The 16,550-nt window shown below is 51.4% G+C and carries 20 protein-coding genes; 5 read left to right on the forward strand and 15 right to left on the reverse strand.

Features of this window, described 5'->3' with window-relative positions; translation table 11 throughout:
- Complete coding sequence (locus tag DHf2319_RS08845) at positions 1-375, forward strand: DUF2237 family protein (protein ID WP_243477854.1); 375 nt, start codon at positions 1-3, stop codon at positions 373-375.
- A gap of 17 nt (positions 376-392) precedes the next feature.
- On the opposite strand, the gene DHf2319_RS08850 is transcribed toward DHf2319_RS08845, so the two are convergent.
- The 5 genes from DHf2319_RS08850 to DHf2319_RS08870 all read right to left on the reverse strand — a co-directional run bounded on the left by DHf2319_RS08850 (position 393) and on the right by DHf2319_RS08870 (position 3,798).
- Entirely contained in the window at positions 393-734 is a 342-nt protein-coding gene (locus tag DHf2319_RS08850; protein WP_243477855.1) for a 4a-hydroxytetrahydrobiopterin dehydratase, read from the reverse strand.
- 17 nt (positions 735-751) lie between these two features.
- Complete coding sequence (locus tag DHf2319_RS08855; RefSeq protein WP_243477856.1) at positions 752-1,987, reverse strand: MFS transporter; 1,236 nt, start codon at positions 1,985-1,987, stop codon at positions 752-754.
- A 9-nt stretch (positions 1,988-1,996) separates the two neighbouring features.
- A complete protein-coding gene (locus tag DHf2319_RS08860) occupies positions 1,997-2,425 on the reverse strand; it encodes a BLUF domain-containing protein (RefSeq protein WP_243477857.1) in 429 nt (142 codons plus the stop codon).
- Entirely contained in the window at positions 2,425-3,123 is a 699-nt protein-coding gene (folE, locus tag DHf2319_RS08865; RefSeq protein ID WP_243477858.1) for a GTP cyclohydrolase I, read from the reverse strand. The genes DHf2319_RS08860 and folE overlap by 1 nt, the downstream gene beginning before the upstream one ends.
- A 186-nt stretch (positions 3,124-3,309) precedes the next feature.
- Positions 3,310-3,798: a GNAT family N-acetyltransferase gene (locus DHf2319_RS08870; RefSeq protein WP_243477859.1), complete on the reverse strand. Its 489-nt coding sequence runs from the start codon at positions 3,796-3,798 to the stop codon at positions 3,310-3,312.
- A gap of 148 nt (positions 3,799-3,946) precedes the next feature.
- On the opposite strand from DHf2319_RS08870, the gene DHf2319_RS08875 reads away from it, so the two are divergent.
- Positions 3,947-4,741 carry an SDR family oxidoreductase gene (locus tag DHf2319_RS08875; protein ID WP_243477860.1) on the forward strand — a complete coding sequence of 265 codons (795 nt, stop codon included), beginning with the start codon at positions 3,947-3,949 and terminating at the stop codon, positions 4,739-4,741.
- A gap of 22 nt (positions 4,742-4,763) precedes the next feature.
- Here the strand turns inward: DHf2319_RS08875 and DHf2319_RS08880 are convergent, their stop codons facing one another.
- The 4 genes from DHf2319_RS08880 to DHf2319_RS08895 form a co-directional block, all read right to left on the reverse strand.
- Positions 4,764-5,459, reverse strand: a complete 696-nt coding sequence (locus tag DHf2319_RS08880) for a class II aldolase/adducin family protein (protein ID WP_243477861.1) — start codon at positions 5,457-5,459, stop codon at positions 4,764-4,766.
- A complete protein-coding gene (otnK, locus tag DHf2319_RS08885; RefSeq protein ID WP_243477862.1) occupies positions 5,456-6,733 on the reverse strand; it encodes a 3-oxo-tetronate kinase in 1,278 nt (425 codons plus the stop codon). The genes DHf2319_RS08880 and otnK overlap by 4 nt, the downstream gene beginning before the upstream one ends.
- A gap of 151 nt (positions 6,734-6,884) precedes the next feature.
- Positions 6,885-7,340 carry a lipid-binding SYLF domain-containing protein gene (locus tag DHf2319_RS08890; protein WP_243477863.1) on the reverse strand — a complete coding sequence of 152 codons (456 nt, stop codon included), beginning with the start codon at positions 7,338-7,340 and terminating at the stop codon, positions 6,885-6,887.
- A gap of 23 nt (positions 7,341-7,363) precedes the next feature.
- Positions 7,364-7,810 carry a DUF1134 domain-containing protein gene (locus DHf2319_RS08895; RefSeq protein WP_243477864.1) on the reverse strand — a complete coding sequence of 149 codons (447 nt, stop codon included), beginning with the start codon at positions 7,808-7,810 and terminating at the stop codon, positions 7,364-7,366.
- A gap of 265 nt (positions 7,811-8,075) precedes the next feature.
- Between DHf2319_RS08895 and DHf2319_RS08900 the strand changes: the two genes are divergently transcribed.
- Entirely contained in the window at positions 8,076-9,188 is a 1,113-nt protein-coding gene (locus tag DHf2319_RS08900) for an NADH:flavin oxidoreductase/NADH oxidase (protein ID WP_243477865.1), read from the forward strand.
- Positions 9,189-9,232: 44 nt separating this feature from the next.
- Here DHf2319_RS08900 and DHf2319_RS08905 read toward each other — a convergent pair whose 3' ends face one another.
- On the reverse strand, positions 9,233-9,715 hold the full coding sequence (locus DHf2319_RS08905) for a YajQ family cyclic di-GMP-binding protein (protein WP_243477866.1): 483 nt from the start codon (positions 9,713-9,715) through the stop codon (positions 9,233-9,235).
- A gap of 87 nt (positions 9,716-9,802) precedes the next feature.
- Between DHf2319_RS08905 and DHf2319_RS08910 the strand changes: the two genes are divergently transcribed.
- Positions 9,803-10,666 carry an MOSC domain-containing protein gene (locus DHf2319_RS08910; RefSeq protein ID WP_243477867.1) on the forward strand — a complete coding sequence of 288 codons (864 nt, stop codon included), beginning with the start codon at positions 9,803-9,805 and terminating at the stop codon, positions 10,664-10,666.
- Positions 10,667-10,677: 11 nt separating this feature from the next.
- Positions 10,678-11,544, forward strand: coding sequence for a peptidoglycan DD-metalloendopeptidase family protein (locus DHf2319_RS08915; RefSeq protein ID WP_243477868.1), 867 nt, complete (start codon positions 10,678-10,680; stop codon positions 11,542-11,544).
- A 26-nt stretch (positions 11,545-11,570) separates the two neighbouring features.
- On the opposite strand, the gene phaR is transcribed toward DHf2319_RS08915, so the two are convergent.
- The 5 genes from phaR to DHf2319_RS08940 form a co-directional block, all read right to left on the reverse strand.
- The gene (gene phaR, locus DHf2319_RS08920) at positions 11,571-12,116 is read right to left on the reverse strand and encodes a polyhydroxyalkanoate synthesis repressor PhaR (protein WP_243477869.1); all 546 of its coding nucleotides are present in this window, start codon (positions 12,114-12,116) and stop codon (positions 11,571-11,573) included.
- Between the two features lie 74 nt (positions 12,117-12,190).
- Positions 12,191-12,928: an acetoacetyl-CoA reductase gene (gene phbB, locus DHf2319_RS08925; protein WP_243477870.1), complete on the reverse strand. Its 738-nt coding sequence runs from the start codon at positions 12,926-12,928 to the stop codon at positions 12,191-12,193.
- Positions 12,929-13,007: 79 nt separating this feature from the next.
- Positions 13,008-14,627: a class I poly(R)-hydroxyalkanoic acid synthase gene (phaC, locus tag DHf2319_RS08930; RefSeq protein WP_369810173.1), complete on the reverse strand. Its 1,620-nt coding sequence runs from the start codon at positions 14,625-14,627 to the stop codon at positions 13,008-13,010.
- A 115-nt stretch (positions 14,628-14,742) separates the two neighbouring features.
- Positions 14,743-15,498, reverse strand: a complete 756-nt coding sequence (pgeF, locus tag DHf2319_RS08935) for a peptidoglycan editing factor PgeF (protein WP_243477871.1) — start codon at positions 15,496-15,498, stop codon at positions 14,743-14,745.
- Positions 15,499-15,515: 17 nt separating this feature from the next.
- Positions 15,516-16,508: an RluA family pseudouridine synthase gene (locus DHf2319_RS08940; protein WP_369810248.1), complete on the reverse strand. Its 993-nt coding sequence runs from the start codon at positions 16,506-16,508 to the stop codon at positions 15,516-15,518.
- Positions 16,509-16,550 lie beyond the last annotated feature (42 nt).

A 16,550-nucleotide genomic window follows, 5' to 3' on the forward strand; every position in this document is an offset into this window, starting at 1 on the left:
ATGCAAGACGCACTGAACGTTCTAGGAGAAGCACTACAGGCTTGTTCCTACGACCCGCTAACCGGTTATTTCAGAGATGGTTGCTGCAACACGGATGTACACGATCACGGTACCCATGTGGTGTGTGCACGTATGACTGCTGAGTTTCTAGCATTTTCTGCTGAACGCGGAAACGATCTGATTACGCCTCGCCCACAATGGCGATTTCCTGGTTTGAAACCAGGCGACCGTTGGTGTCTTTGCGCTACCCGCTGGAAGGAAGCTTTTGACGCTGGTGTAGCGCCGCAGGTGGTCCTAGAAGCCACACACAGTAAGGTATTGGAATTTGTAAGGCTCGAGGATCTCAAAGCGCACGAATATGTGCGCTCAAATTAAGTCGACTATTGAATCGGTTATCTAGTCGACTCGGCGACACCGTAGCCCGTCATGGCCAGGTCGATTTGCTTGGCAAGCTCAATATCTTTAGCAGTAATGCCCCCGGCGTCGTGGGTCGTGAGCGCAATACTGACGCGATTGTAAACATTGGACCATTCCGGGTGATGATCGGCCTTTTCTGCAAGCATGGCTACCTCCGTCATGAAAGCGAAAGCCCGCCTGAAGTCTCTGAACGTGACTTGACACGAGAGCATAGATAAACTGGATTCGGTCGCTGTGTTCAATTGCCAGCGGTCGTCAAGAACTTGCCGTGCCTCTACCAATGCCTGTCCGCTTAGAACTCCTGCATCTTTGGTCATCCCACTCTCCCAAACGCCTAGGTCTGAACTGCAGAATCAGCGGCCGCTGCCGCCGCGGTGCGCTCGCTTGGCAATAGCAACACTACCGCAAACGTACACATTGAGATCAGCGCCATAAACATAAACAAGGAATCAAACCCCGCTGACTTCACAAATGGACCCAGAATCCAGACGGCCAAAGCACTGATACCTAAAGACACTGCCAATCGGAATCCAGCCACTCGTGAACGGATCCGATCATCTACATATCGAACAATAACCACATCGACAAATGGGATCGATCCAAATATAAAGATCATGCAACCGATCAGCGCAGCGTAAAGCATCCAACCGTGCGATACCGACGCCAATAGTAGAAGCGGGATTTGCAGAACCACTATGGTTAAAAAAAGTGGTTTTACGGCCACACGATCCAATAGTCGGCCCACCACCACCTGGGCCAAGGCGCCGATGCCATAGACAACCGCCAGTAGCAATCCAAGCAAAGCGGGATCTTCTATCACACCTTTAAAGCGCTCGACCATCAACTGACCATTGCCATTGGTGGTGAAGTTGAATAACATGTTGGCCGAAACGGACGCCATCGTCAAAACCAAAAGTGCACGCATTAACAACTTGGGTGGCAATTGCACCTTGGCCTTGATTGTGCCTTTGACTGGCGCGGACTCCTCATGCGGACAATACTGCATAAAGAGAAGTCCACAGCCTAACGCAATCAACGCCGGCACGATAAATGCTGCACGCCAGTCAAACCACTTAACTAAAAATCCGGTGATGAGGGCCGCGACTGCTACCCCAAGGTTACCGGCCAGCCCATTGATGCCAATAGCCAGACCCGGCCGCGGTGAACGCTGGACCAACATCGGTATACCGACGGGGTGATAGATCGATGCAAATGCGCCCATGATGGTTAATGCCGCTGCCAGTTGCCATGCCGACTGAGCCATCGCCGCCAAGAGCATTGATCCCGACATCCCGAAAAAGAATACCAGCATCATCTTGCGGCGACCCCAAAGATCCCCCAATCGACCTGCCGGTAGCGCACCCAATCCAAACAGGATAAAAGCCCCGACACCGAATGGCATCAAGTCTTCCCAGCGAGTGAATCCGAAATCTATGGCAATGACAGCCACAGCAGCTGCGAACACCAATAAATACATGTGATCAATAGCATGACCTGCATTGAGCAACAAGCGAACGGGCAGTGGCCAGTCTTTGACTGGCATGGAGGCATCGGATTGGTTAGTGCTCATGACAATAAATCAGGCTCGCCCGACGATGGATGCCGTCAGCATCAACTCTTCCAGAAGCGCCAGCGAAACCTTGCCAGACATACTATATGGGTCAAGCTTTGGTTTTTCCGAGTATTTGAGAACAACGGATGCATTCAGTTTTTCCAGGTTGACATGACCCATGGTCCAACCACCGAATCGACGCTCCTGGATTTCCTCGTAATGCAATAAAACAACGTCTTTGTGGCGGCCATCGCGCATGATGATTCCGTAGAGCGCATTAATCTCATCGCGGCCGCCCTCAATTGCCTGCATGAAGACGTCGCCACCATAACAAAGCACACCTGTGATGCCATTGGCAAGGTTATAGGCACGCGCTGCTGCCATGATCGATTCAGTCAGTTCAGGGGTGACCTTGCCCTCGGCAGCACGGCTAACATACAAAAGACGCACCAGCATTACCGATCCTCCTTGGGAATCAATGACAGAAACTCGCGGCGCAAATTGGAATCCTTCAAAAAGCAGCCACGCATAACAGAATTAATCATACGGCTTCCCATGTCTCGTACACCTCGCCAGGCCATACAGTAGTGCTTAGCGCTCATCACAACCGCCAGGCCATCGGGCTGGGTCTTTCCTTGAATGAGATCAGCCAATTGCACTACCGCCTCTTCCTGAATTTGAGGCCGAGCCATGATCCATTCAGCAAGGCGAACATATTTCGACAGACCGATGACGTTGGTATGCTCATTGGGCATGATACCGATCCAGACGTGACCGATCACCGGGCAAAAGTGGTGACTACAAGCACTACGAACCGTGATAGGTCCGACAATCATCAACTCATTCAAATGCTCGGCATTCGGAAATTCGGTAATCGCCGGCAGCTTGGCATATCTGCCACTGAAAACCTCCTTGAGATACATTTTGGCTACCCGCCGAGCGGTGTCATTGGTATTGTGATCACTATCCGTATCAATGACAAGACTATCCAACACCCCTTTCATCTTGTCTGCAACTTCATCTAGCAATAACTCAAGTTCTCCAGGTTCAATGAAGTCGGAAATATTGTCGTTAGCATGGAATCGCCGATTAGCAGCCTGCAGGCGTTGCCGAATGACCACCGATAGTGGTTTACCTTTCTCTTGTTCAGCCATTGGCCCCACTTTCTCCAGCAATGAGATCCGCAAGGCGAATGCTCATTTCATTATTAATGGACTCATAGTACACGTTCACACAAAACCAATCTGCCCTATTCCTTAATAGCACTAGGCGTATCCACCAGCTCACAGAAAACCTAAAGTCACCGGTAACCTGCCGTTCAATTCAACAAAATCAGCTTCTTAGAGCCACTTCTGCATGAAACAGGCCACCCCCATTTGGGGATCTAGCGCGTAGTCTTCAAATCCAAACCGCTCATAAGATTTACGAGCTTTTGTATTGCCCGACAAAACTTCCAAGGTCAATTTGCAACAAGCTCTAGCTCTGGCAATCGACTCAAGCTCAGCCAATAAGGCCTGCCCCACCCCTTGCCCTCGATAATCCGGATCGACGGCAATATCGTGCACATTGATAAGTGCGCGCGCTTTAAAAGTGGAGTACCCCATAAAAGCATTCAAAAGACCAACGGCTTGATCATCTAGCCAAGCAATCAGGTGAATACCGCCCGCATTTGGCAGCTCAGCGGCTAGTCGAGCCTTGACCTGCTCGGTCAGGCCCTCTCCTCCTCCCATCGGATCACGGGCGTACATATCTAGCAACTGCAAAAACGCACCTACCTGACGCTCATCCTTAAAATCCACAGGCTTAATCACCCAGGGCATCGTGTGCATAAAAACCCACCAATCATTGAATTAATATCGCAAGCAACACAAAAACAGTGTTTCTTCATGCGAAGATAGCACTGAAAAGACTCAAATCGACTTGTTTCGATTGACACTCGGTAAATCTAAAACAACTGCTCAATAGACGGAGACCAAGATGGATTTGAAACTCAAGGGCAAACACGTGCTCATTACCGGTGGCAGCAAAGGCATTGGTTTCGCTTGCGCACAATTATTCGCTGAAGAAGGTGCGCGTATTAGCCTGGTGTCACGCAACATGGATAACCTAAATGCGGCTCAGGCCAAACTAAAAGAACAGTTTCCGCATATTGAATTGGCCATCTACAGCGCAGATCTAATTGATCATCAGGCTGCGCAGAACACCCTTGATAAAGCTCAAGCACAACTTGGCAATCTTGACATTTTGGTGAACTCTGCTGGCGCGGCCAAACGTACACCTGCTGCTGAACTGACGCCTGAAGACTGGCGGGCCGCACTGGATGCAAAATTTTTCAGCTACATCAATATGATGAGTCCAGTGGCCCAACAGATGGCAAAACGTGGCAAAGGCGTGATTATCAATGTCATCGGTGCCGGTGGCAAGACCGCTGCACCGGTGCATCTACCCGGTGGCAGCGCCAATGCGGCTTTGATGTTAGCTACAGCTGGCATGGCAGCTGCTTTCGGTCGGCAGGGTGTACGGATCAACGGTGTCAACCCGGGACAGACACTGACCGAGCGACTCCAAGAGGGTCTGAAAGCAATCTGCAAACAGGAAGGTATCGAGATGGAAGAGGCGCTCAAGCGCTCCACCGCCAAGGTACCCCTTGGAAGACTCGCAAGCGCAGAAGAGATTGCCCAGGCCGTCGTTTTTCTGGCATCTGATCAGGCAAGCTACATCACTGGTGTCAATATCAGCATGGATGGCGGTACCGCTTCCTGCGTGGTCTAACGAGCGCCAACCCCAAATGTCTCTAATCGGCCCAAACGCAGCCAAACCGCTCGCGCAGCGCGTCGAGCTGGCTGCGAGCTAAGGGCTGAACATTGCGATTAGCGTCTATCCATAATCTGGCTGTTTGCTCTAATTCTTCGAGTGCTGCCATCGCACTCGATAGATTCTGATGCCATACTTGCGGCCCAAGCCGATCACACATGACAGCGCGCAAGATCACGCCCTTGGATCGCATGGATTGAATCCGCTCGACGACGTCTTGGGGGACCACATCATGACCGGGGACTGCATAGCCAATCAAGGGCACTGGCCCAACTTTCATGACTTGGTAAGGGGTAATCGGCGGCAATATGCTTGCAGATTTCCAGACGCCCAATAACGTCAAAAGCACAAGATTGTGCGAATGTGTGTGGATGACAGCGCCTGCATCTGTCTGTGCCCCATAGATCGCCCGATGCAAAGCGATCGTTTTACTGGCAGGATCACCAAATTGTTGCTTGCCATCCAGATCGATCGCTGCCATTCGTCTTGGGTCAAGTGCACCGAGACTGACATCAGTCGGGGTAATGAGATATCCGCTAAAAGCGGGCGTTGTTACCCTAACACTGATATTGCCTGTCGTGCCATGCACGTATCCGCGCGCATGTAAGCTGGCGCCTACCGATGCAATCTCGGCCGCAAATGGCATCAACTCAGCCGATAAATCAGGGTAGCTCATGGAACCAGCACCTTGAACGCTTTAGTAAAGAAATCGACTGCGCCGAAATTGCCTGATTTCAAACTGATGTGTAGCGGTATCGACCTGGTTTGTAGCTTGGCGTAGCCGTAACACCAGGGAACGCCGGGATCAATTTGAGCACCGATCCTAAGCTGCTCAACCCCCAACGCTTGAACCACTGCTCCCGAGGTTTCCCCGCCAGCCACAATCAACTGACCGACACCAGCCTGCACCAGTGAGCAAGCAATACTCGCTATCCATTTCTCAACCATTTCGCCGGCTTGCATGGCACCGAGTGCGGCCTGAACTTTCACGAGTTGCTCAGGCGAGGTCGTCGAATAAACCAACACTGGACCCACAGCAAGCGCCGAAAGCGCCTGTTGCCGATAATGCTCGAGCCTAGACGAGTCCTGACTTAAAGCAACGGGATCCATAGCGATGGCCGTGCCACCTTGCTCGATGAAATTGGCCACCTGTGCCTGCGTGGCGCGCGAACAACTGCCAGAGACGATTGCGCATTGACCGGTTGGCTCAGGCAGTTTGGCTGCCTGAGCATTAGGCTCAATCCCAAAGTTTGCAGGCAAGCCAATTGCCAAGCCAGAACCGCCTGTGACCAGCTCCAAGTCCGCTGCCGCCTGGCCAATTCGTAGCAGATCATCATTGCCCACTGCATCAACAATGGCAATACCCACGCCCTGTCTTCTTAACTGTTCGAACTGTTCTGACACCGCGGCAGCACTGTTCGTGGTTGCACGATAGTCAACCAAACCGACTGAGTGAGCAGTTTGTGGCTTTAGTACGCGCACAAGGTTAGGATCGCGCATGGGGGTTAATGGATGATCCTGCATGCCGCTTTCATTGAGCAGCACATTGCCTACAAACAGGTAACCCTGATAAACCGTTCGTCCCGCATCAGGAAATGCTGGCGTCGCAATGGTGAATTCAGCGCCGAGTGCTTGCATGAGGGCATCAGTGACGGGGCCGATATTACCTTGCTCAGTGGAGTCAAATGTTGAACAGTACTTGAAATAGATCTGCTTGGCACCCTGACCTCTTAACCAAGCAAGTGCCGCAAGTGACTGCTGCACTGCTTGATTAGGCGCGATCGTTCGCGACTTCAATGACACCACTACAGCATCGGCCGATTCGGTCAAGGATTCATCGGGTACACCGACTGTTTGCACCACTCGCATCCCAGTGCGAACAAGATTGTTGGCCAAGTCGGTTGCGCCCGTAAAATCGTCAGCAATGCAACCCAGAAGTATTGAACTCACGACAGCGATCCCCTGCTTGTCTATTGTTGATCGGCGTTTAAGTATGCCTGACTTCGGCTCAGATTGCATATTGGCATCTGGATAAAACAAAGGGCTTGCTAAAGCAAGCCCTTTGAGGAAGCAGGTCGCGTCAGAACGACGAGCTGCTTATTTACTTCTCGAGTGTCACCGTCACTCCACTGGCGCCCGCATTAAGCTGCAGTCCCTGAGTCGTGCCTTTTAAGCTCATGATGACACCGTTCTCGTTCTTTAGCGTCATGTCACCCACACCGCCCCCGAGCGCTACCGAGCCAGTCAAGCGGACATATGTACCGGCAAACTGGGAAATGTTTTTCATATCGTAGACCTGACCAACAGCCGAGAACTTAGAGACACCGATATTGGCACCAAGGCTCAAACCACCCATCTTGAAAGGGTATTTTTTACCTTCATAGGTCAACACGCCACCGCCCATACTGCCACCGACGATGAAACCGAACTGGGTTTCATCAATACTGACTTGTGCCACGGGTTGTTTGGCCGTTTCGGCAACTGCTGTGCCAGCCAATACCAGAGCACCCGTTGCTGCCAAAGCGCCAGCCCACCGTTTCATGAGTCGTGATGTCATTGCGTTTCCCTCTCCATTGAAAATTACTTCTTGTCGAAATAGACATTGACGCCGCCGGCGCCAACATTAAACTGTAATCCGGTCGCAGTTGCCTGCAGTCGCATGATGACACCTTTGGCGTTTTGCAATTGCATTCCGCCGACACCACCACCCAGAACAGCCTGCCCCCCAGTGGAGACATAGTTTCCTTCAAAGTCTTCTAACTTTTTAAGGTTATAGACTTCACCACTAGCAGCCAATTGCGATGCCCCAAAATTAGCCCCAAGACTCAACCCCCCTAACTGAAATCCGTAGCTTTTACCGTCAACGGTTAATGTGCCACCACCGAAATTACCGCCGATGATAAAGCCAACCTGAGTTTGATCGATTTTGACTGTCCCACTGGGTTTAAGCGCTTCGGCCGCTGCGGTGCCGGCAAATCCAAATGCGAAACATAGCAATAATGATGATAGCCAAGCCCTGATATTCATGATGACCTCTCCTGTCTTTATGCGGTGCGGGGTAAACAAACCCTGAACTATCACGGTAACTGGCATAGATGTCAACAAGATTAATAATTTTCAGATAAAAACAATAGACGCTTGATCCAAACAGTAAGGTTCAGCGCTTGAAACCAAAGTCCAACTTAACTTAATCGATACTCTAGGCAAGCTCCACGCCCTCTGCTAAAAATCATGATGATATGAATATTACAAGACATCAGCAACGTACTAATTCCTCCGGATCAATGCAAATATGAGCAAATTATTCAGCCCAATTGAGTTAGGTAAAACCTGGCTCCCAAACCGAATTATCGTTGCACCCATGTGTCAGTACTCTGCCGTTGATGGCAACGCCACTGACTGGCACATCATCCATTTGGGCAATATGGCCATGTCAGGTGCTGGTCTGGTCATTCTGGAGGCCACTGCGGTCGAACCTGAAGGTCGAATCACACCAGGATGTTTGGGGCTGTGCAATGATGACAACGAGCAAGCACTGGCGCGCGTCATACAAGCAGTTCGCAAGGTTTCGAATGCCAAGCTCTTCATACAGTTAGCCCACGCCGGCCGTAAGGCGGCGAGCGCACGTCCATGGGATGGAGGACAGCAGTTGCCTGAGGCGCAAACTACGTGGCACACCTACGCCCCGAGCGCCATCGCACATAACGAGCACGAAGTGCCCCCTCATGCGTTGGACGCGAAGGGGCTGGAGCGCATCAAACAAGCCTTTATCGAATCAGCCAAGCGTTCAGAACGACTTGGCCTCGATGGAATTGAGCTTCATGCTGCGCACGGTTATTTATTGCATGAGTTCTTGTCACCGATTGCCAACCAGCGAACTGACGAGTACGGGGGTAGCCTCGAGAACCGCATGCGGTTTGTGCTAGAGGTTTTCGAGGCTGTACGTAAAGCAGTCAGACCTGAAATGCCCGTCGGCATCCGGATTTCAGCCTGCGACTGGGTGGATGGTGGATGGACTGTCGAGCAAAGTATTGAACTAGCCCACAAACTCAAAGAGATGGGGTGCGACTTTATTGATGTTTCAAGTGGCGGGGTATCCTCGGCACAGACAATCAAGTTGGAGCCTGGGTACCAGGTCCCTATGGCACGAGCTATCAAAGCCGCCGTTGGCATGCCGACCATGGCAGTCGGGCTTATCACCGAGCCACAACAGGCCGAAAGCATTTTGCAAGCAGGTGATGCTGACATGATTGCTCTGGCGCGCGGGATGCTTTACAACCCGCGTTGGGGTTGGCATGCGGCGGCCGCACTTAACGCCACGGTCAGCGCACCGCCCCAATACTGGCGTTCGCAACCGCGTGAGCTTAAGCACCTTTTTGAGAACGTTACCACTGGCCAGCGCTAGCGCTAAATAGGTGACGTTCACGACTGGACACTTAATCAACAGGTTTAGTCACGAAAATTGTTGAACTGCAGTGGCCGCTGAACTTCAATTGTTTTTAATAAAGCGATGGCCGCTTGCAGGTCATCGCGCTTTTTTCCCGTCACCCGCAGTTTATCGCCGTTAATCTGGGTATCAACCTTGATTTTGGCGGCCTTGATCGCCGCCACGAGCTTTTTCGCTGTCGGTTGGTCAATCCCTTGTTGAACCGTGACAACTTGCCGAGCCCCGCCGAGATTTTCAACAGGATCAGCCGCATCAAGGCAGCGCACATCAATACCTCGTGCACTGATTCGGCCACGCAAGATATCCATCATTTGCTTTAACTGAAAAGCACTTGATGCCTGCTGCGTAATTACAAACTCGTTAAGCTCGAACTTTGCATCAGTACCTTTGAAATCGAACCGATTCACCAGCTCACGGTTGGCTTGATCGACAGCATTCATCAACTCATGCTTGTCTACTTCAGAAACTGCATCAAATGAAGGCATGACTTTTTCCCCTTTAGATACACACAGCAGCGCCATAACCGATTAATCTGTGAACCATCAACCGTAATATGTAGTTTGTTCCCAGCCATGGCCGATATAACGGGCACGCTCACCCAACTCTTTGTTTATCCTATCAAATCTTGCGCCAGTGTAGCGTTGCCTGAAGCCGAACTCACACCCGTAGGTTTGGCCCACGACCGCCAGTGGCTCATTATCGATGACGCGGGTCACTTCCAAACCCAGCGGCAAATTCCACATCTGGTCTGGATCGAACCGAAGGTCAATGACCAATTCCTGCATTTATCTGCGCCAGGCCTGCCTGACATCGCTGTACCGTTTGCACCCCTCACGGCACCGACCATTTCCGTCAGCGTCTGGAATGATAGGCTGCTGGCATTAGACATGGGTGATGTTGCTGCTCATTGGTTAGATGAGTTTCTCGAAGTACCGGGTCGTCATTTCAGGCTAGTTCAATTTGACCCCAGACAAGCGCGCTTTTCCGAACAATCGTGGTGTCGGGGCACTCAAGCAGGGCTACAGTTTGCCGACGGCTTTGCAGTCAATGTCCTGTCTGAGGCAAGCCTGCGGCACCTCAATGAGCGACTGATGGAGCTTGGCTTGGACCCTGTGGATGCCAGACGGTTTCGCCCAAACTTGGTACTAGACGGTTTAGATGTACACGATGAGGATCGACTTAGCAGTCTGCGTTTCATGGCTGACGGCCAAGTGCTTGAACTTGAACTCGTCAAACCATGCCCTCGCTGTCAAATACCGGATATCAATCCGGACACGGCGATCAAAGAAGCGGAAATCAGTACAACGCTGGCTCAATATCGTCAGCTAACATTCATGGATCACGCCATCTGTTTCGCCATGAACGCCGTGGTTCGATCCAACGTTGGTGGCAAACTAAAACTAGGCATGCCGTACCAAGCCGATTACCAAATTTGAAACCACGCATAATGGGCCAGCCACTCTCTCTAAAGACATTCGTCAAAGCCGTCTGCGTTGTGATCATATCTCTGGCTCACCAAACGCTTTCTGCCAACTCGGTATTTGAACTGCAGCAACAACTGCATCATCCAGTCCCCGGGGGAGTAGCGGTGGTGCCAATTATGGCAATAGGTGAAACAGGCTCGGCACCACAGGCTTTTTTGGGCGATCATCGAGTACTGGTTATGGCTGATGACAAGTCATGGTGGGCGATAGTCGGGGTGCCGTTAACAACCGAACCTGGATCAATTGACCTGAATGTGAGCACGCCGGACTCTCGTCGTACGATTGCAGTCAAGATTGAACCATATGAGTACAAAAGCCAGCATATCACCCTGAAAGACCGCGCCATGGTCAGTCCGCCGCCTAAAACCCTTGAACGCATCAAATCCGAGCTTGCCGAGCAAATCGCTGCCTACGGCACGTTTAGCGAAAATGAACCGTCAAACCTGATATTCGATCCGCCGATAAGCGGTCGCTTATCGAGCCCTTTTGGGTTGCAGCGTTTTTTTAATGGTCAGCCTCGCAATCCACACTCGGGACTAGACTTTGCCGCTCCTAAAGGCACGCCGGTGCAATCCCCGGCAGACGGCCGCGTGCTTCTGATTGGTGATTATTACTTCAATGGCTTAACGATCTTCATTGATCATGGACAAGGCGTCATCAGCATGTTTTGCCATCTATCTCAAATCAACTTGCTACCTGGCGATATCGTCAGACGTGGAGAAGTCGTCGGCCGTGTCGGCAACACAGGTAGATCCACCGGCCCACATCTGCACTGGAATGTCAGCTTAAACAATGCCCGCGTCAATCCTGCCTTGTTTCTTAGACGCTAGCGGTGAAACCTGCCTTAAAAATCCGGCTACTCTTTCGGCTTGAAGGGAAAGCCAGAGAACATGGCGCGCGTCTGGTCCTGCATCTGATCTTGCATCTGCACGAACATGTTTTTGCTTTGCTCGACGTAATTGTTCATCATCGTCTGAAGCATTGGCGCCTGCATGTTCATGAATTGAGTCCAAGCTTCCGGCCCAAACTGGGTGCCATATAGGCCTTTGGACTGCTCGGTCACACGGTCCTGGATTTCCTTGAATGCTTGCAGATTTTTTTCGAGATAAGCACCCATCATGCCCTGCATGGCATGCCCATAGAAACGGATGATTTGCGCCAGCATTTCTGAAGAGAACATGGGCACACCACCACTTTCCTCCTCAAGAATAATCTGCAACAAAATGCTACGGGTCAGCTCCTCACCCGACTTGGCATCTACCACTTTGAAGATTTCGTTTTCTAGCACGAGCTGCTTCACATCAGACAAGGTGATGTAACTACTGGTCTGGGTGTCATACAGCCGGCGATTCGGATATTTCTTAATGATTCTAGTAGCGTCTGCTGCAGTTTGATCTGTCATTGTCGTTCCAAGAAATCTTGCGCTAATTTCAGGCTGCCTTATAGAACCTGGCAGCCTGAAGTATTGCGTCAAGCTTAACCCATGTGCAAGCCACCGTTCAAAGAGAAGTCAGCTCCTGTCGCAAAACCTGCATCCTCCGAAGCGATCCAGGCCACAATCGAGGCGATTTCGGATGGTTCACCCAGGCGTTTGACCGGGATGGTCGCCACAATTTTCTCAAGGACATCCGGACGGATAGCACGAACCATGTCAGTACCGATATAACCGGGCGACACCGTGTTCACAGTCACCCCTTTGCTCGCCACCTCTTGTGCCAAGGACATGGTGAAACCGTGAATAGCAGCTTTGGCAGTCGCATAGTTTGTTTGCCCAAACTGCCCCTTTTGACCGTTCACTGAACTGATATTGACGATTCGTCCCCAGCCATGCTCAACCATGTCGTCTATCACTTGCTTGGTGACATTGAATAGGCTGTTCAGATTGGTGTCCATCACGGCACGCCAGTCATCTTCACTCATTTTCCGAAACACGCCATCACGAGTGATACCGGCATTATTGACCAGCACAGCAATGGGCCCATGCTCATCTTTCACTTTCTTGAAGGCGGCTACGGTCGAGTCCCAGTCGGAAACGTTCCCAACTGACGCATAAAACTGAAAACCTTGCTCTGCCTGCTCCTTAAGCCAGCGGTCATAATCACGGCTTGGGCCACACCCGGCAACCACGGTCATACCTTCTTTAGCCAGTCGTTGGCAGATCGCTGTCCCGATGCCACCCATGCCACCAGTCACGTAGGCAACTCTCTTTTCCATCTTCCTCTCCCTTCAAAAAGTCTTTTTATTAATGTGCATCAGTTTTTTCACACAAGATAAAAACTGATGTTAGAACCCTTTAAACAGCGCGCACTTTTACATAGCTGCCAGGCGCATCCTCAATGACCGGATATTGATCATTGCCCAATTGTTTTTTAGCTTTTACGCGTCGCCCAGAACTAGCCTTAAGCCAGTCCGTATGGTCAGGCCACCAACTTCCAGGATGTTCACGCGCGGAATCAACCCACTGCTCTGGCGTGACCGCGACTTCGGCATCCGACACCCAATAATGTCGCTTGTTTTTTGATGTCGGATTGATAACACCAGCGATGTGGCCCGATGCGCCAAGTACAAAACGAATCTCGCCACCTAACAAGGCAGCCGAGTGATATGCCGTTTGCCAAGGGACGATGTGGTCTTCCTTGGATGCCAGTAAATACGCTGGCACATCGATTTTCCCGAAATTGACTTTTTCACCGCAGACCTTGACCTTGCCTGCCTCCTTGAAATTGTTCTCGATGTAGGCATTGCGAAAGTACCACGTGAAAAATGGCCCCGACAAATTGGTGCTGTCACTATTCCAATACAAGAGATCAAATGGCACAGGCGTCTGGCCTTTGAGATAGTTAGATACCACGTAGTTCCAGACCAGCTCATTGGGCCTGAGAAACGAGAAGGTGCTCGCCAACTCCCGACCAGTCATCAAGCCGCCTGTACCAATCGAATGCTCGCGAATACGGGCATGCGGCTCATTGGCAAAGACGCCCAGAGCACCAGTGTCTACAAAATCCAGCATGGTGGCCAGTAACGTAAGGGAAGACACCTTCTCTTGACCACGAGCAGCCAACACAGCCAATGCTGTCGTCAGCATCGTGCCACCGACACAAAAACCAAGGACATTGACTTTACCTTGACTTGAAATATCACGAGCGACATCGATAGCTGTCAGGATACCGTCTTCGATATAGTCATCCCAGGTGGCAGTTTGAATACCGTCAGTGTCTTGCGGTAGCGGATTGCGCCAGGACACCATGAATACCGTAAACCCTTGCGACACCAGATAGGCAACCAGCGAGTTTTCTGGCTGCAAATCCATGATGTAGTACTTGTTAATGCAAGGCGGCACCATCAACAAAGGACGCTGATAGACCGTCTCGGTGGTTGGCGTGTATTGCAACAGCTGAAAATACTTGTTTTGAAAGACAACCGCACCAGGGGTAATGGCCAGGTTACGCCCGACTTCAAACACGCTTTCATCCGTCTGAGTAATGCGACCTTTTTGCAAATCTTTCAAAAAGTTTTCAATACCTGTCTGTAGCGTCTTACCACCCGACTCAATAAGCGCCTGCTGTGCTTCCGGATTGGTTGCCAGAAAATTTGCGGGTGACATGGCATCAACCCACTGCGACACAGAAAACCGCAGTTGATCCTTCACCTCTGGTTCAACCTGAGCAGCGTCAGCCAACTGCTTCATAGCGTCGCCTGAGAGCAAATAAAGATGCGCCATCAGGGCATGCATGGGACTAGACTTCCAGGCCTGATCTGCAAATCGCCTGTCTTTAATTTCTGGCAGTTCGCCTTGAGCGGCTGCTTGAGCCAGGGCCTGCCACTGTTGCATGAATTGCTGTTGGATCTGCCCAAGTTCGGACTGATCCATACCGGGGGGGAATCCCCAGGGGGTGGGAAATGAAGCACTCACGACGCACTGACCTCCGGGTTAAAAATTACGCCATAGACTGATCCTGCTCTGTCCCGTGACGCTTGTCAATGGTACTAACCCAAACGGTCAGATATGTGTCAGCAAAACGGTTTGTTCAAGTAATCCAAGCCACGGTCGCCATGCGACCAGTCTGACCATCACGCCGGTAGCTAAAAAATCGATTTGCCGGATCATTGACTGTGCACAGGCCACACCAGACCACGGAACTTGCGCCGTGATCATGCAATATTTTTCGGGCGATGCCGGGTAAATCACACAGCCATTTGTGCAATGCACCATGGGGCACAAAGCACTTCGCAAGTTCAGGGTCTTTTGCCAAAAAAGCTTCTCGCACCTCACTACCCACTTCAAAAGCTTGCATACCGATACACGGACCGATCCACGCACGCCATGCGCCAAGTTCACCGTTCTGTTCACGCATTGTCTTCACAGTGGCCTGCAAAACACCAGCGGCTAATCCACGCCAACCAGCATGCGCCAAGCCGAGCACGGTGCCAGTGCCGTTGGCAATGACCACGGACATGCAATCCGCCGTCAAAATTCCCAGCGGTTGCTTAGGCGTGGTCGTGACCAGTGCGTCAGCTTGCGTCAGTCCAGATAAGATCGTTTCAGAATTGCAGGATCGATCGACAACCAATACGTTTGTGCCGTGGACCTGATCAACCCAAATCGGCGCGCTTGGCAGCCATTGAGATAATTGTTGGCGGTTGGCCATCACGCTAGCAACGCTATCGCCCACGTGGTTGCCAAGGTTAAATGAGTCGTATGGCTTGGCACTGGCCCCGCGATGTCTGGTTGTACAAAAGCCTTGTACGCGGGGGGTCAGGCCCTCGATCGCTATGCGGGTCATGTTCAACGACGTACCTCTTAAATATCCCACCGAACCTGATCTAATACCACCTGCATATCATCGGGTAGCTCACTTTCAAAGCTGACCCATTGATCGTTGGCAGGATCAATAAACGACAACGATTCAGCGTGTAACATCTGCCGCGTTGCGTTCAGAAGCGGTTTACCTCCATACAACGTATCCCCAACAAGTGGATGTCTTAAGCTCGCCAGATGAACACGGATCTGATGCGTACGTCCGGTCTCCAAGCGACAACTCACTTCGCTAACTGGAACACCCTCTAGCGATCCAGTACGCAGCCGCGTGACATGTGTGGTAGCCGGCTTTGATGCACCTGCTGCTGAGACAGACATGCGCACGGGTACCTTAGGGTCTCGTCCGATTGGTCGATCAATGGTTATCTGATCTGAGCTCATCCATCCATGCACCAGCGCCCGATATTGCCGCTTTACCGTACGTTGTTGAAGTTGCCTGACCAGGTGGGTCTGCGCCATCTCTGTCTTTGCCACCACCATCAATCCGGTAGTTTCCTTATCTAGACGATGCACGATCCCGGCACGAGCCACGTGACTTAAGTCCGGGTACCGAAACAACAGGCCATTCAAAAGAGTGCCGCGCCAATTGCCTGCCCCGGGATGAACAACCAAGCCCGCCTGCTTGTCGACGACTAGCCAGGATGCCGACTCACTGATCACATGAAATTCAACATTCTGAGGTTCATATGCCAAAACTTGCTCTGAGGGCTGAACCTCTACAGTGACCTCGTCGCCAGTCGCAACCAACTGCCGCACGCGGGCATTAACCGTGCCATTTACCCTGACATGTCCAGCCTCAATCCAGCCCTGAATCCTTGACCGTGAATGCTCTGGGATCAACTGTGCAATGGCCTTATCGAGCCTATCGCCAGCTAGCGAGGGCTCAATCATAAAATGGAGTATTTCTGCGTCAGATGCTGAAATACTCTCATCAGCATCATCTGCCTCATTAGTCTGGCGCTCGGGCTGTACCATATGCAGCAACATCCTATAATCAGAACCAATGCTAACACTCCA

It is taken from the genome of Orrella daihaiensis, assembly GCF_022811525.1.
In the GTDB taxonomy this organism is placed as follows: domain Bacteria; phylum Pseudomonadota; class Gammaproteobacteria; order Burkholderiales; family Burkholderiaceae_B; genus Algicoccus; species Algicoccus daihaiensis.